This window comes from Agrobacterium sp. SUL3, assembly GCF_001263295.1.
In the GTDB taxonomy this organism is placed as follows: domain Bacteria; phylum Pseudomonadota; class Alphaproteobacteria; order Rhizobiales; family Rhizobiaceae; genus Agrobacterium; species Agrobacterium tomkonis.
On the sequence record NZ_KQ414512.1, the window covers coordinates 84,140 to 99,506 of the forward strand.

The following is a 15,367-nucleotide window of genomic DNA, read 5'->3' on the forward strand; positions in this document are numbered from 1 at the left end:
ATGAGTTTCAAAATCGCTATTATTGGCGCAGGCAGCGTCGGTTTCACGAAAAAACTGTTCACCGATCTCCTGTGCGTGCCGGAGTTTCGCGACATTGAAGTCGCGTTGACGGATATCAGCCAGCACAATCTCGATATGATCAAGGCGATCCTCGAAAAGATCGTCGAGGCCAATGGTTTTCCGGTGAAGGTGACAGCCGATACCGACCGCCGCAGGGCGCTGGAGGGTGCCAAATACATCATCAGCTGCGTGCGGGTCGGCGGTCTGGAAGCCTATGCCGACGATATCCGCATTCCGTTGAAATATGGCATCGATCAGTGCGTCGGCGATACGATCTGCGCCGGCGGCATTCTCTATGGCCAGCGCAACATTCCGGTCATCCTGGATTTCTGCAAGGATATCCGCGAGGTCGCGGCACCCGGCGCAAAATTCCTGAACTATGCCAACCCCATGGCGATGAACACGTGGGCGGCCATCGAATATGGCAAGGTAGATACGGTTGGTCTCTGCCATGGCGTGCAGCACGGTGCCGAACAGATCGCCGAAATTCTCGGTGCGAAAAGCGTGTCCGAACTGGATTACATCTGCTCGGGCATCAACCACCAGACATGGTTCATCGATCTGAGACTGAACGGCCGCAAGATCGAAAAGGACGAGTTGATCGCCGCCTTCGAAGCGCATCCAGTCTTCTCGCAGCAGGAGAAGCTGCGCATCGATGTGCTGAAGCGTTTCGGCGTCTATTCGACGGAAAGCAACGGCCATCTCTCCGAATATCTGCCGTGGTATCGCAAGCGGCCGGAGGAAATCGCCCGCTGGATCGACATGTCCGACTGGATTCACGGCGAAACCGGCGGGTATCTCCGCCATTCCACCGAAACGCGCAACTGGTTCGAAACGGAGTTTCCGCAGTTCTTGGCATCCGCCGCCAAGCCCATCGACCCGGCGAAGCGCTCCAATGAACATGCGAGCCACATTCTGGAAGCGCTGGAAACCGGGCGCGTCTATCGCGGCCATTTCAACGTCAAGAACAATGGCGTCATCAGCAACCTGCCTGCGGATGCGATCATCGAATCGCCCGGCTTCGTTGATCGTTTCGGCATCAACATGGTCTCGGGCGTGGCGTTGCCGGAAGCTTGTGCTGCCACCTGCATGGCCTCCATCAACGTCCAGCGCATGTCTGTGCATGCGGCGGTGAGTGGCGATATTGATCTTCTGAAACTTGCGGTGCTGCATGACCCGCTGGTCGGTGCTGTCGCCACGCCGGAGGAGGTTTGGCAGATGGTCGATGAGATGGTCGTCGCGCAGGCGCGCTGGCTGCCGCAATACGCCGATGCCGTGCCGGCCGCCAAGGAGCGGCTTGCGAAATCCAGCGTCAAGACCCGTGACTGGGCGGGAGCTGCGCGCCGCAACGTGCGCTCCATCGAGGAATTGCGGGCCGAAAAATCGGCATTGAAAAAGGCCGTTTGAGGAAAAGTGAGGAAACAGGCCGGCGGCAAAAGGGAGTTTGCCGCCCGGTCAGAACGATCAAAGAGGGTGGGCGGTCGAAGAGCTGCCATTTGGGAGGAATGACGATGTTACTTCAATGCAAGATTGGTATCATCTCGGCACTGGGTCTCGGTGTTTCGATGATCGCACTCAATGCGAATGCCTTCGAGACCACCACGCCGCCGGAGCCGCCGCAATTTCCGGCCGAAGGCAAGATCAATTATGTCGCACGCGACTCGATCCTCGAATTCAAGGCGCTGCCGAATTACAGCGAACCTGACTGGGTCAGTGAAAAATTCGAAAAGACCGGCAAATTGCCGCCCTTGAAAGAGCGCCTGCCGGAAGAACCGCTGGTCTACAAGACCGGCAATATGCCCGACGGTATGGGCGTTTACGGCGACACGATGCGCCATGTGGTCGGCGGCAGGCCCGAAGGCTGGAACTATATTGCCGGCCAGAGCCAGGGCTGGGGTGGCATCGATATTGCGCTTTCCGAATGCCTGACGCGCACCGCACCGCTCTTCCAGGTGGATGCCAAGGACACCGAACCGCTGCCCAATCTGGCGAAAAGCTGGGAATGGTCCGAAGACGGCCACAGGCTGACGATGCATCTCGTCAAGGGCGCCAAGTGGTCAGACGGCGAAGCCTTCAACGCCGATGACGTGATGTTCTACTGGGAAGATGCCGTCGTCGATCCAAATGTGTCACCGCTTGGCGGCGGCGCATCGCCCGAAGCCTTCGGCGAGGGAACGACGCTCAAGAAGATCGATGATTACACCGTGGAGTGGACCTTCAAGGCCGCTTTTCCCAAGCAGTATCTCTACACCATGGCCTATCCGAGCTTCTGCCCCGGACCGTCGCATATACTGAAACCGCAGCATCCGAAATATTCCAAGAACACCTATAACCAGTTCAAGAACGCTTTCCCGCCGGAATATATGAACATGCCGGTCATGGGTGCTTGGGTGCCGGTCGCCTATCGGCCCGATGATATCATCGTGCTCAGGCGCAACCCCTATTACTGGAAGGTGGATGAAAAGGGCCAGCAGCTGCCCTATCTCAACGAGGTCCATTACAAGCTTTCCACCTGGGCCGACCGTGACGTGCAGGCCGTGGCGGGATCGGGCGATTTCTCCAATCTCGAGCAGCCGGAGAACTTCGTTGCCTCGCTGAAACGCGCCGCCGATCCCAATGCGCCGGCCCGCCTTGCCTTCGGGCCGCGGCTTATCGGTTATAATCTGCAGATGAATTTTTCCGCCAATGGCTGGGGCAATCCGGACGCGCGTGGACAGGCCATTCGCGAGCTGAACCGCAACGAGGTGTTCCGCCAGGCCGTGACATCGGCCCTCGACCGCAAGGCGATCGGTGACTCGCTGGTGAAGGGGCCTTTCACGGCGATCTATCCGGGCGGCATTTCATCGGGCACCAGCTTTTATGATCGCGCCTCCACGGTCTATTACCCCTTCAACCTCGAGGCCGCCAAGGCGGCGCTCGCCTCGATTGGCCTGAAGGATACCGATGGCGATGGTTTCCTGAATTTCCCCAAGGAAACGCTTGATGGTCGCAATGTCGAAATTACCCTTCTCGTCAATAATGGCTATGCGACGGACAAGAGCCTTGCGGAAGGTCTCGTCGGCCAGATGGCAAAACTCGGCCTGCGCGTCGTCATCAACAGCCTCGATTCCAACCAGCGCGATGCGGCCCATTATGGTGGGCAGTTCGACTGGCTGGTGCGGCGCAACTCCACCGAGCTTTCATCGGTGGTGCAGAATACCGAGCAGCTTGCTCCTGTTGGCCCGCGCACCAGCTGGAACCACCGCTCTCCCGAAGGCAAGGAGCTCGATCTGATGCCGTTCGAGAAGGAGATGGCCGATCTGGTGCGGAAATTCATCTCCTCGCAGGACAATGCCGAACGGGCGGACCTGATGAAGCAATATCAGAAGGTCTACACGCAGAACCTCTATACGATTGGTCTCACCGAATATCCCGGCGCGCTGATCGTCAACAAGCGGTTCTCGAATGTGCCGCAGGGCACGCCGATCTTCATGTTCAACTGGGCTGAAGACGCCATCATCCGCGAACGCCTGTGGGTCGCGGCCGACAAGCAGGGCAAATACGAACTTTTCCCGCAGCAACTTCCCGGCAAGCCGGGTGAGGGCGGGCCGATTAACTAAAGCATTTCCAGGAAAAGTGCGTAGCGGTTTTACGTCCGGAAAATGCGTAGAAACAAATAGCTAGCGCATTTCAAGGAAAAGGGACCCCGGTTTTCCGTCCGGAAATGCCAATACCTTAAAGTACTCCTCCCGGAGAACACCCGGTACCGGTCGCGCGTGAAGCGCGGCCGGAGACACACGGCCCACCCAAACCGAGGAGACCGTCGATGCTGCGATTTTTGACGATACGCGTTGCATCCGCCATTCCGGTGCTGCTGATCCTGAGCGTGGTGACCTTCGCCATCATTCAGGCGCCGCCCGGCGATTATGCCGATTACATCCGCTCGCAGCTGATGAACCAGGGCGGCGCCTCCTTCGAACAGGCGGAAGCGCAGGCGCAGGCCTATCGTGTCGAACACGGTCTCGATCAGCCGCTCGTGGTGCAATATTTCAACTGGATCGGCGGCATCGTGACGCGCGGCGATTTCGGCTACAGCTTTTATTACAACAAGCCGGTCGCCGATGTGGTTGGCGAACGCCTGCCGCGCACCATTGCGCTGGCGCTGGTCTGCCACATCTTCGCATCCGTTCTCGGTATCGGTTTCGGCATCTGGGCGGCCACACGGCAATATTCCTGGGTCGACAATCTGCTCTCCACCATCGCTTTTCTCGGCATGACGATCCCGCGTTTCCTGATGGCGCTGATCCTCGTCTATCTCATGGTGTTTCATTTCGACGTTTCCGAGATCGGCAGCTTCTTCTCGCCGCAATATGGCGGTGCGCCGTGGTCGTGGGGCAAATTCGTCGATCTGGTCAGTCATGTCTGGCCGGTGGTCGCCATCGCCGTCTTCGGCGGGCTGGCCTATAATATGCGGGTGATGCGCGGCAATTTGCTCGATACGCTGAATGCGCAATATGTCGAGACCGCGCGCGCCAAGGGGCTTTCGGAAGGCGCCGTCATCATGCGCCATGCGGTGCCGAATGCCGTGCACCCGCTCGTCATGTATCAGGGGGTGGTGCTGCCCTACATGCTGAGCGGCGAGATCGAAACCGCGATCATCTTCGCGCTGCCGACCGTCGGTCCCGCCATCGTCGGCTCCATGGCAGTGGGCGATGTCTATGTCACTGCGACCTTCATGATGGTGCTGGCCGCCACGCTCATCATCGGCAACATCATCGCCGATATGCTTCTGGCCATGCTCGACCCGCGCGTGCGCGAATTCGGGAGGGCCTGAGATGATGGCGTTTGACGAGATGAAGAACGAAACCGCCGTTGCAGCAAAACCCGACCGTTCCGCCCATGGCAATGAGAGCTATCTCGCGCTTGTCTGGCGGCGTCTGCGGCGCTCGTTCACCGGCATGATCGGGCTGGTGCTGGTGGTGCTGCTGATCCTCATTGCCATCTTCGCGGATTTTTTCGCGCCGATGAACCCGCTCGAAACCCATGGCAGCTTTTCGCCGCCGCAGGTGGTACGCTTCAGCGACAAGGACGGCAATGTCAGCCTATTGCCACGGGTCTATGCCATCGCCGAGACCGAAGAGCTCGATCCGATCACCTTCCAGCCCATTGTCGGGCCGGACTATGACAATCCGGTTTATCTCGGCTTTTTCGTCAAGGGCGCAGAATACAAGCTTTTGGGTCTCCTCCCGATGAGCCGGCATTTCTTCGGCTCGACGGATGGCCAGCCGGTGCATTTTCTCGGAACCGATAAATTCGGACGCGACGTGCTGTCGCGCGCCATCTATGGCTCGCGCATCTCGCTTGCCATCGCGCTCAGCGTCGTCGCCATCGTCACCGTCATCGGCACCAGCGTCGGGCTTATCTCCGGATATTTCGGCGGGCCTCTGGATGCCTGGATACAGCGTTTCGTGGAAGTGGTGCTCGCTTTCCCGCAATTGCCGCTTTATCTCGCGCTGACCTCACTCATTCCTGTCACCGCGCCGACGACCCTTTTCCTCGTCTTCGTCGTCGGTGTCATGTCGGCGCTCGGCTGGGCGCAGATGTCCCGCGAAGTGCGGGGCAAGACGCTGGCGCTGGCGCGTATCGATTATGTCCGGGCGGCGATTGCCGTCGGGGCCACTGACCGGCGCATTATTTTCCAGCATATCCTGCCGAATGTGATGAGCCATGTGATCGTCGCCGTCACCCTGCATATTCCAAGCGTCGTGCTGCTCGAATCCTTCCTCGGTTTCCTCGGCTTTGCGGTGAAGCCGCCGCTCATCTCCTGGGGGCTGATGTTGCAGGATACCGCGACCTATTCCGTCATCGGTTCCTATCCATGGATATTGGCCCCGGTCGGTTTCGTGCTGGTCACAGTCTTCGCCTTCAACGCGCTGGGCGATGGCCTGCGCGATGCCGTCGATCCCTATTGAGAGGAGTGTGTCATGGTTGCTGCCCAGAACAACGCCTACGCCCCTGCGATCCGCCTCGATGCCGATGACCGTCAGGACGATGCCATTATCGACGCGCGCAATATTGCCGTGACCTTCAGGGTGGAACACGGCACCGTGGAGGCGGTGAAGGATATTTCCTTCCAGCTCTATCGCGGAGAGACGATCGCCATCGTCGGCGAATCCGGTTCGGGAAAATCGGTGACGGCGCGCACCGTCATGGGCCTTCTGACGAAGCGGGCTTCCGTTTCGAAATCCGCGACCGTGCGGTTCAATGGCGACGACATCCTGAAGTTCTCCAGCCGCCAGCGCAGGGCGTTGCGTGGCAACCGCATCTCGATGATCTTTCAGGAACCGATGAGTTCATTGAACCCGATCTATACGATCGGTAGCCAGATCGTCGAGGCGATCCGTGTTCATTCGAAACTCAGTCGGAAAGAGGCGGAGGCGAGGGCGCTCGATCTGCTGCGGCAGGTGCAGATACCGGAGCCGGAAGCGCGGCTGAAGCAATATCCGCACCAGCTTTCCGGCGGTCAGCGGCAGCGTGTGATGATCGCCATGGCGCTTTCCAACGATCCTGACGTGCTGATTGCCGACGAACCCACCACCGCGCTTGATGTGACGGTGCAGGCGCAGATCCTCAACCTCATCCGCGATCTTCAGAAGAAGCGCGGCATGGCCGTGGTGCTCATCACCCATGACCTGACGATCGTGAAGCAGTTTTCCGATTACGTCTATGTCATGCAGCATGGCGAGATGCGTGAGCACAACACCACGGAAAAGCTCTTCGAAGCGCCGCAGCACTCCTACACGAAGAAGCTGCTCGGCTCCGAACCGCATGGCACGGCAAAGCCGCTGCCGGAAAATTCCGGCGTGCTGCTGACGGCAAGCGGTGTGCGCGTTTCCTTCATGATGCGCTACGGTGGGCTGTTCAAACCGGAACTGAAAGAACTGATCGCCGTCGACAGTCTCGGCCTGACCCTGAGGCGGCACGAGACGCTGGGGCTCGTCGGTGAATCCGGTTCCGGCAAGACCACGTTCGGCCAATCCCTGCTGCGGCTGAACGAGCCGGTGGCCGGGGAAGTGATCTTCGACGGTGAGAGGGTCGATGGCCGCTCGCGTGCGGAAATGCGGCCCTTGCGCTCGCGTATGCAGATCGTCTTTCAGGATCCTTTTGCCTCGCTCAACCCGCGCATGACCATCGGCCAGATCATCGAGGAAGGCCTCATCATCAACGGTCTTGGCAAAACCAAGGCCGAAAGACTGGAGCGGGTGCGCGACGCGCTGGAGGCGGCGGGCATGCCCGGCAACATCCTCTCGCGTTTCCCGCACGAATTTTCCGGCGGCCAGCGCCAGCGTATCGCCATTGCCCGTGCAGTGGCGCTGGAGCCCGAATTCATCCTGCTCGATGAGCCGACCTCGGCGCTCGATCTCTCCGTACAGGCGCAGATCATCGATTTGCTCCGCAAGCTGCAGGATGAGCGGGGCCTGAGCTACCTGTTCATCTCGCATGACCTGAAGGTGGTGCGCGCACTCTGCCACCGCGTCATCGTCATGCAAAGTGGGCGCATTGTTGAGGAAGGCCCCGTCGAGGACGTTCTCACTCACCCAAAAACCGAATATACTCAGCGGCTTGTAAGAGCCGCCTTCGAAATCGCTTGAATGCCAAATGCCGGAGGTAGAAATGGCAAGAGATCCCAAGATCACATTTATCGGCGCAGGTTCCACTGTTTTCATGAAGAACATCATCGGTGATGTGCTGCAGCGTCCGGCGCTTTCCGGCGCCACCATCGCGCTGATGGACATCAACCGTGAAAGGCTGGAAGAAAGCGCCATCGTCGTCAACAAGCTGATCTCGACATTGGGGGCAAAGGCGAAGGCCGAGACCTATACCGACCAGAAGAAGGCGCTCACCGGTGCGGATTTCGTCGTCGTCGCCTTCCAGATTGGCGGATACGAGCCCTGCACGGTCACCGATTTCGAGGTGCCGCGCAAATATGGCCTACGCCAGACGATTGCCGATACGCTCGGCGTCGGTGGCATCATGCGCGGCCTGCGCACCGTGCCGCACCTCTGGAAGATTTGTGAGGACATCCTTGCCGTCTGCCCCAATGCGATCATGCTGCAATATGTCAACCCGATGGCGATCAACACCTGGGCGATTGCGGAAAAATACCCGACGATCCGGCAGGTCGGCCTTTGCCATTCCGTACAGGGCACGGCCATGGAACTCGCCCATGATCTCGATATTCCCTACGAGGAAATTCGCTATCGTTCGGCCGGCATCAACCACATGGCGTTTTTCCTCGAATTCGAGCATCGCCAGCCCGACGGTAGCTACAAGAACCTTTATCCCGACCTCGTGCGCGGCTACCGCGAAGGCCGTGCACCAAAACCCGGCTGGAACCCGCGCTGCCCCAACAAGGTCCGCTACGAGATGCTGACAAGGCTCGGTTATTTCGTCACCGAAAGCTCGGAGCATTTCGCCGAATACACGCCCTATTTCATCAAGGAGGGGCGAGAGGACCTGATTGAGAAATTCGGCATTCCGCTCGATGAATATCCGAAGCGCTGCATCGAGCAGATTGAACGCTGGAAAGGCCAGGCGGCTGCCTATCGTTCGGCCGAGAAGATCGAGGTCAAGCAGTCCAAGGAATATGCCTCCTCGATCATCAACTCGGTCTGGACCGGCGAACCCTCTGTCATCTATGGCAACCAGCGCAACAATGGCTGCATCACCTCACTGCCGTCAGATTGTGCGGCGGAAGTGCCCTGCCTCGTTGACCATAACGGCGTGCAGCCCACCTTCATCGGCGAATTGCCGCCGCAGCTGACGGCGCTGATGCGCACCAACATCAATGTGCAGGAGCTGACGGTGCGGGCGCTGATGACCGAAAACCGCGAGCACATCTTCCACGCGGCGATGATGGACCCGCATACGGCGGCGGAACTCGACCTCGACCAGATCTGGTCGCTGGTGGACGATCTTCTTGTGGCCCATCGCGACTGGTTGCCTGAGTGGACGCAGGTGGAGGTGAAGCGGGCGCGGGCGGTGTGAGGCTGAGCTCCGCCTTTGCGTAGTAGACTGAAGGCGGCTGCGGAAACGCACCTGCCTTCGGACTTCCGGTAGAGGCCCTAAAACCCCTCCGTCGTCATCCTCGGGCTTGACCCGAGGATCCATCGTCGCGCCGAGTTGTGGATCCTCGGGTCAAGCCCGAGGATGACGGCGAGTGTGGTGTCAGCAACCTCTGGCCAGTCGCGACGACAGCAGCAAAACCTCTGACGAGCGGAATTTGCATCCTCCCAGCCTCCCGTCCGAAACATCCTTGGGTCATTTGACTTGTGTCAAGGTCACGAAACACCACGACACCTAAACAGCCAATACCCCGGCCCATTTCCTCAAACAGAAGAAATGCCGGGTGCAAATTCTAAACGCGATGGTGGCTGGCATCTTCGGTTTTTACGTATTACGGTTGAAACCTGAAGGGTTCATGGGGAAGACGGATGTCTAAAAAAGGCTTGCTCATTGGTCTGGTGGTTCTGGTTATTGCCGGTGTCGCCTATTTCTCCTGGTCAAAACTGAAGGGGGAGGGACTTCCCGCCGGATTTGTGGCCAGTAACGGCCGGATCGAGGCTGTCGAGATTGACATTTCCACGAAAACCGCCGGCCGCCTTCAGGATATCATGGCGCGCGAGGGCGACTTCGTGAAGGCCGGGCAAGTGCTTGCACAGATGGACACGGCCCAGCTGGAAGCCAAGAAACGTCAGGCGGAAGCGCAGCTTCGCCGTGCGAAAATTGCGATCGATACAGCCAACAGCCTCGTTGCCCAGCGTGAAGCGGAAAAAACCTCCGCTCAGGCGGTGGTGGAACAGCGCAAGGCCCAACTCGATTCCGCATCCAAGACCTATACGCGCTCAAAACAGCTGCTGACCGGCAACGCCGTCTCCCAGCAGATCGTTGACGACAGCGAAGCCGCCGAGCAATCCGCCCGCGCCACACTTGCCTCGGCGCAGGCCTCTCTCGCTGCTTCGGATGCTGCAATCAGCGCCGCCAAGGCACAGATCGTTGATGCCGAAGCGGCTGTCGATGCTGCGCAGGCCGATATAGAGAGCATTGAAACGGATATAGAAGATGCGACGCTGAAATCGCCCCGCGACGGTCGCGTGCAATATCGTATCGCCCAGCCGGGAGAGGTGCTCTCCGCCGGCGGCCGCGTTCTCAATCTTGTCGATCTCGGCGACGTCTATATGACGTTTTTTCTGCCGACGGCCGAGGCCGGCCGCACTTCCATGGGCTCCGATGTCCGCCTGATCCTCGACGCGGCGCCGCAATACACCATTCCCGCCAAGGTCTCCTTCGTCGCCGATGTCGCGCAATTCACTCCAAAAACGGTTGAGACCGAAGAAGAGCGCCAGAAACTGACGTTCCGGGTGCGGGCGCAAATTCCGCAGGCGCTGCTGCAGAAATATATTCAATATGTCAAAACCGGTCTGCCCGGCATGGCCTATGTCCGGCTTGATCCGCAGGCGGCCTGGCCTGAAAACCTCGAACGCAATCTCGTCAAGTGACGGTGGCCGCCATGGTCGCGTCTCCCCAAACGAACGACAAGAACGCACCGGTCGCGCGATTGACCGATGTGCGGCTGGCCTTCGGAAGCACTATTGCGCTGGCCGATATATCGGTGGAGATCCCCGCCGGCCGGATGATTGGCCTGATCGGGCCTGATGGCGTCGGCAAATCCAGCCTGCTGTCGCTCGTCTCCGGTGCGCGCGCCATCCAGAAGGGCAAAGTGGAGGTTCTGGGCGGCGATATGTCCGATCCACGCCACCGCGAGGATACCTGCCCGCGTATCGCCTATATGCCTCAGGGTCTTGGCAAGAATCTTTATCCCACCCTGTCCGTCTTCGAGAATATCGACTTTTTCGGCAGGCTGTTCGGGCAGGGCGGCAGGGAGCGGCAGGCGCGCATTGCCGAATTACTCAAGAGCACCGGCCTCGAGCCATTCGCCGACCGCCCCGCAATGAAACTTTCTGGCGGCATGAAGCAGAAGCTCGGGCTCTGCTGTGCCCTCATCCACGATCCGGACCTGCTCATTCTCGATGAACCGACCACGGGCGTCGACCCGCTGTCGCGCCGGCAGTTCTGGGAACTGATCGATTCCATCCGAGCCGGGCGTCCGGGCATGAGTGTGATCGTCGCCACGGCCTATATGGAAGAGGCAGCCGGTTTCGACTGGCTGGTCGCCATGGATGGCGGCAAAATCCTCGCCACCGGCTCACCCGCCGAACTTCTCGAACGCACTTCGACCGCCAATCTCGATGCCGCCTTCATCGCGCTTCTTCCGGAAGAAAAACGCAAGGATTATCATGAGGTGCATATCGCGCCACGCAAGGTGACGGATGATGGTGACTATGCCATTGAGGCGTCGCATCTCAGCATGCGCTTCGGTGATTTCACCGCCGTCGACAATGTCAGCTTCAAGATTCCGCGCGGCGAGATTTTCGGCTTTCTCGGCTCGAACGGTTGCGGAAAATCCACGACCATGAAGATGCTGACCGGGCTTCTGGCCGCCAGCGAAGGCGAAGCGAAGCTCTTCGGGCACAAGGTGGATGCCAGTGACATGGCGATCCGCCACCGCGTCGGTTACATGAGCCAGGCGTTCTCGCTCTATTCCGAGCTGACGGTGCGCCAGAACCTCGATCTGCACGCGCGGCTGTTCAAGCTGCCGGAAGAAACCATTCAGCCGCGTATCGCCGCGATGGCGGAGCGTTTCGATCTCGGCGCCGTTATGGAAACCATGCCTGACGACCTGCCGCTCGGCATCCGCCAAAGGCTGTCGCTGGCGGTGGCGATGATCCATTCGCCTGATATTCTCATCCTTGATGAGCCGACCTCGGGTGTCGATCCGGTGGCGCGGGACGGCTTCTGGCAAATCCTCGCCGATCTCTCGCGTAACGATAATGTCACCATCTTCATCTCCACCCATTTCATGAACGAAGCGGAGCGCTGCGACCGGATTTCGCTGATGCATGCCGGCAAGGTGCTGATCAGCGATATGCCAGACGCGATCACCAGAAGTCGCAATGCCGCAACGCTGGAAGAGGCCTTTGTCGCCTATCTCGAAGATGCGTCCGGTGTAAAGAAGACGCAGGCCGCCGCCGTTCCTGCTCCGGCAGTGGCCGTGCCCGCGACGCCGCATGCAGCGCCCGCCCGCAAACGGTTTTTCGATGTCAGGCGCATGTTCAGCTATACGCGGCGCGAGGCGCTGGAACTGCAGCGAGACCCCATTCGCGGCACGCTGGCGGTGCTTGGCAGCGTCATCCTGATGTTCGTGATCGGATATGGTATCAATCTCGATGTCGAGGATCTGACCTTCGCGGTGCTGGACCGTGACGATTCCACCATCAGCCGCGATTACGTGCTCGACATAGCCGGCTCGCGTTATTTCATCGAGAAAGAACCTATCCGCGATTATGCCGATATGGACAGGCGCATGCGTGACGGCGAACTCAGCCTTGCCATTGAAATCCCGCCCGGTTTCGGCCGCGATGTCTTGCGCGGAAAGACGGTGGAGGTCGGCGCATGGATCGACGGTGCCATGCCGCAGCGGGCCGAGACGGTGCGTGGTTACGTGCAGGGCATGCACCAGACATGGCTGGCCCGCAAGGCGAGTGAAATCTACGGAAGTGCGGCGACGCAGAGTGGCTTCAGCATCGAGACGCGCTATCGTTACAATCCCGATGTCAAAAGTCTCGTCGCCATGGTGCCGGCGGTCATTCCGCTGTTGCTGATGCTCATACCGGCCATGCTGGCGGCGCTCAGCGTCGTCCGGGAAAAGGAGCTTGGCTCCATCGTCAATCTTTACGTGACGCCGACCACGCGGCTGGAGTTCCTGATCGGCAAGCAGCTTCCCTATGTCGCTCTCGGCATGCTCAATTTCCTGCTGTTGACGGCATTCGCCATCTTCATCTTTCAGGTACCCTTCACGGGAAGTTATCTCGCTTACGCAACGGGAGCGCTGCTCTTTGTCATCATCGCCACATCCATCGGTCTCGTCATGTCGTCTTTCATGAAGAGCCAGATCGCGGCGATCTTCGGCACGGCCCTGTTGACGCTTATTCCGGCCACGCAATATTCGGGCATGATCGATCCCGTTTCGTCGCTGCAGGGGGCGGGGGCCTTTATCGGCAACATCTATCCCGCCACCTATTTCATGACCATTTCGCGCGGCACCTTCTCCAAGGGACTGGATTTCGCCGGCCTTTCCGGCTCGTTCCTGCCGCTCATCATCGCCATTCCGCTGCTGCTCATCGCCGGTGCCGCGCTTTTGAGGAAACAGGCGTCATGAGGTTGTTTTCGTCCAACATCTTCCAGCTCGGCATCAAGGAACTGCGCGGGCTTGCGCGTGATGGCATGCTGCTGCTCCTGATTGTCTACGCTTTCACGCTGCAGATCTACACCGGCTCCAGCGCATTGCCGGAGACGCTGAACAATGCCGCCATCGCGATTGTCGATGAGGATCAGTCGCCGCTTTCCGGGCGCATCAGCACGGCTTTTTACCCGCCCTATTTCGCGCCGCCGAAGCAGATTTCCATCGCCGAGATGGACAAGCGCATGGATGCTGGGCTCGATACTTTCGCCCTCAATATTCCACCGGATTTCCAGCGCCGGCTGATGGCCGGGCAACAGCCCGCCATCCAGCTCAATATCGACGCCACCCGCATGAGTCAGGCTTTCAGCGGCGGCGGTTATGTTCAGACCATCGTGACGAGCGAAGTTCAGGAATATATCAACCGCTATCGCGGCGTGACTTCGGTGCCGGTAGATCTGACACTGCGCTCTCGCTTCAACCCGGAACTGGACAAATCCTGGTTCGGCTCGATCAACAACATCATCACCGCCATCACCATGCTGTCGATCGTGCTGACCGGGGCGGCGCTCATTCGCGAGCGTGAGCATGGCACGGTGGAGCATCTGCTGGTCATGCCGGTCACGCCGCTGGAGATCATGCTCAGCAAGGTCTGGTCCATGGGCCTTGTCGTGCTGGTGGCTTCGGCATTTTCCCTCTTCGTCGTCGTCCGGGGTCTGCTTGCCATTCCCATAGAAGGCTCGCTCTTGCTCTTTCTGCTTGGAACCGCCCTGCAGCTCTTCGCCATGACGTCGATGGGCATATTCCTCGCAACGGTTGCCGGGTCCATGCCGCAATTCGGCATGCTGCTGATCCTGTTCCTGCTGCCGTTGCAGGTGCTTTCCGGCGCCATGACGCCACGTGAAAGCATGCCTGATATCATCCAGTATCTCATGCTTCTCGCACCCAACACTCATTTCGTCATCCTGGCGCAATCGGTGCTTTTCAGGGGCGCCGGGCTGGATGTGGTGTGGCCGCAACTGCTGGCGCTGCTGGCTATCGGCTCGGCGCTCTTCGTTTTTGCGCTTCGCCGCTTCCGGCGTTTCCTGCGCTGAGGTGAGGGGAACCCGCCATTTTTAGGCCATTTCCGGACAAGTTGAATTAATTGTGTTCGGTAACGGTATGTTCGCCTTCCGGGAATATGCCTATGAGGACGGCTGGGTAAAAGCGGGCTTTGTTCAGGAGTAGCATAATGAATATTGCAGCACGTCTGTCTTTGACGGCCATGATCGCACTGGCTGCGACATCATCTTTCGCCTCTGAGGATATGACTTCGGAGACGAGCGAGGCGATATTCGGTTTCGCTGGCGCCATGACGAAAGAAGACATGCTGAAAAGTGCTGCGCTCATTCCAGTGGAATATGAAAGAAACGCCACTATCGGCGGCGGCTACCAGTTTTATCCCTACCGTATCGGCAATGTAAAACTGGGCGGCGAGATTGGCATAGCCGCCAGATTTGGCAAAGGTTTTACCGGCGAAGTCTGGGCCGGCCCGGTCGCACGTTATGAGCAGATCAGGCTTGGCGAACGGCTGTTTATCACGCCGAGCTTCACCGCCGGCCTCAGCCTTGTCACGGATGCGCAGCCGGGCCGTGAGCGCGAGCAGGAAATCAAGGACGACGGCAATGCCAATGTCCTGTTTTATCTGGGGCCGGAAATCAATGTCTCCTTCAGCGAGGATTCATCGACGGAATTCTTCTGGCGCCTTCACCACCGTTCCGGCGGTGGCAAAACTTTGGGCAATATGAAGGGCGCTACAAACGCCAATGTATTCGGTGTCCGCTACAAGTTTTGAGATGACAGCGCCGAGTAAAGCCTCGCGAACCGGCTGAATTTCAGTCACGTTTCTTTTTCGTTGCAAACCGTCACGAGGTACCCTTGCGTCTGGCGCATGGGTGTATTGCCTTATTCTGCCTGTTCATTGGGCAT

General features: G+C 59.1%; 10 protein-coding genes. All 10 read left to right on the forward strand.

All coding sequences use genetic code 11. From position 1 onward, the window contains the following. The 10 genes from AKG12_RS22150 (at window position 1) to AKG12_RS22195 (ending at window position 15,233) form a co-directional block, all read left to right on the forward strand. Window positions 1-1,467: an alpha-glucosidase/alpha-galactosidase gene (locus tag AKG12_RS22150; RefSeq protein WP_046801202.1), complete on the forward strand. Its 1,467-nt coding sequence runs from the start codon at window positions 1-3 to the stop codon at window positions 1,465-1,467. A gap of 104 nt (window positions 1,468-1,571) precedes the next feature. Continuing rightward, window positions 1,572-3,659, forward strand: a complete 2,088-nt coding sequence (locus tag AKG12_RS22155; protein ID WP_052820441.1) for an ABC transporter substrate-binding protein — start codon at window positions 1,572-1,574, stop codon at window positions 3,657-3,659. Window positions 3,660-3,865: 206 nt separating this feature from the next. Continuing rightward, a complete protein-coding gene (locus tag AKG12_RS22160; RefSeq protein WP_046801204.1) occupies window positions 3,866-4,873 on the forward strand; it encodes an ABC transporter permease in 1,008 nt (335 codons plus the stop codon). Window position 4,874: 1 nt separating this feature from the next. Beyond that, complete coding sequence (locus AKG12_RS22165) at window positions 4,875-6,011, forward strand: ABC transporter permease (protein ID WP_052820442.1); 1,137 nt, start codon at window positions 4,875-4,877, stop codon at window positions 6,009-6,011. 12 nt (window positions 6,012-6,023) lie between these two features. Next, window positions 6,024-7,691 (forward strand): ABC transporter ATP-binding protein, encoded by a 1,668-nt coding sequence (locus AKG12_RS22170; protein WP_052820443.1) that lies wholly within the window; start codon window positions 6,024-6,026, stop codon window positions 7,689-7,691. Window positions 7,692-7,713: 22 nt separating this feature from the next. After that, window positions 7,714-9,087, forward strand: a complete 1,374-nt coding sequence (locus AKG12_RS22175; protein WP_052820444.1) for an alpha-glucosidase/alpha-galactosidase — start codon at window positions 7,714-7,716, stop codon at window positions 9,085-9,087. Window positions 9,088-9,533: 446 nt separating this feature from the next. Continuing rightward, window positions 9,534-10,598: an HlyD family secretion protein gene (locus tag AKG12_RS22180; protein WP_046801208.1), complete on the forward strand. Its 1,065-nt coding sequence runs from the start codon at window positions 9,534-9,536 to the stop codon at window positions 10,596-10,598. An 11-nt stretch (window positions 10,599-10,609) separates the two neighbouring features. After that, window positions 10,610-13,378: a ribosome-associated ATPase/putative transporter RbbA gene (rbbA, locus tag AKG12_RS22185; protein ID WP_082179001.1), complete on the forward strand. Its 2,769-nt coding sequence runs from the start codon at window positions 10,610-10,612 to the stop codon at window positions 13,376-13,378. Beyond that, window positions 13,375-14,493, forward strand: coding sequence for an ABC transporter permease (locus AKG12_RS22190; protein WP_052820446.1), 1,119 nt, complete (start codon window positions 13,375-13,377; stop codon window positions 14,491-14,493). Before rbbA ends, AKG12_RS22190 begins: the two co-directional genes overlap by 4 nt. A gap of 137 nt (window positions 14,494-14,630) precedes the next feature. Continuing rightward, the gene (locus AKG12_RS22195) at window positions 14,631-15,233 is read left to right on the forward strand and encodes a hypothetical protein (RefSeq protein WP_052820447.1); all 603 of its coding nucleotides are present in this window, start codon (window positions 14,631-14,633) and stop codon (window positions 15,231-15,233) included. The last annotated feature ends 134 nt before the right edge of the window (window positions 15,234-15,367 follow it).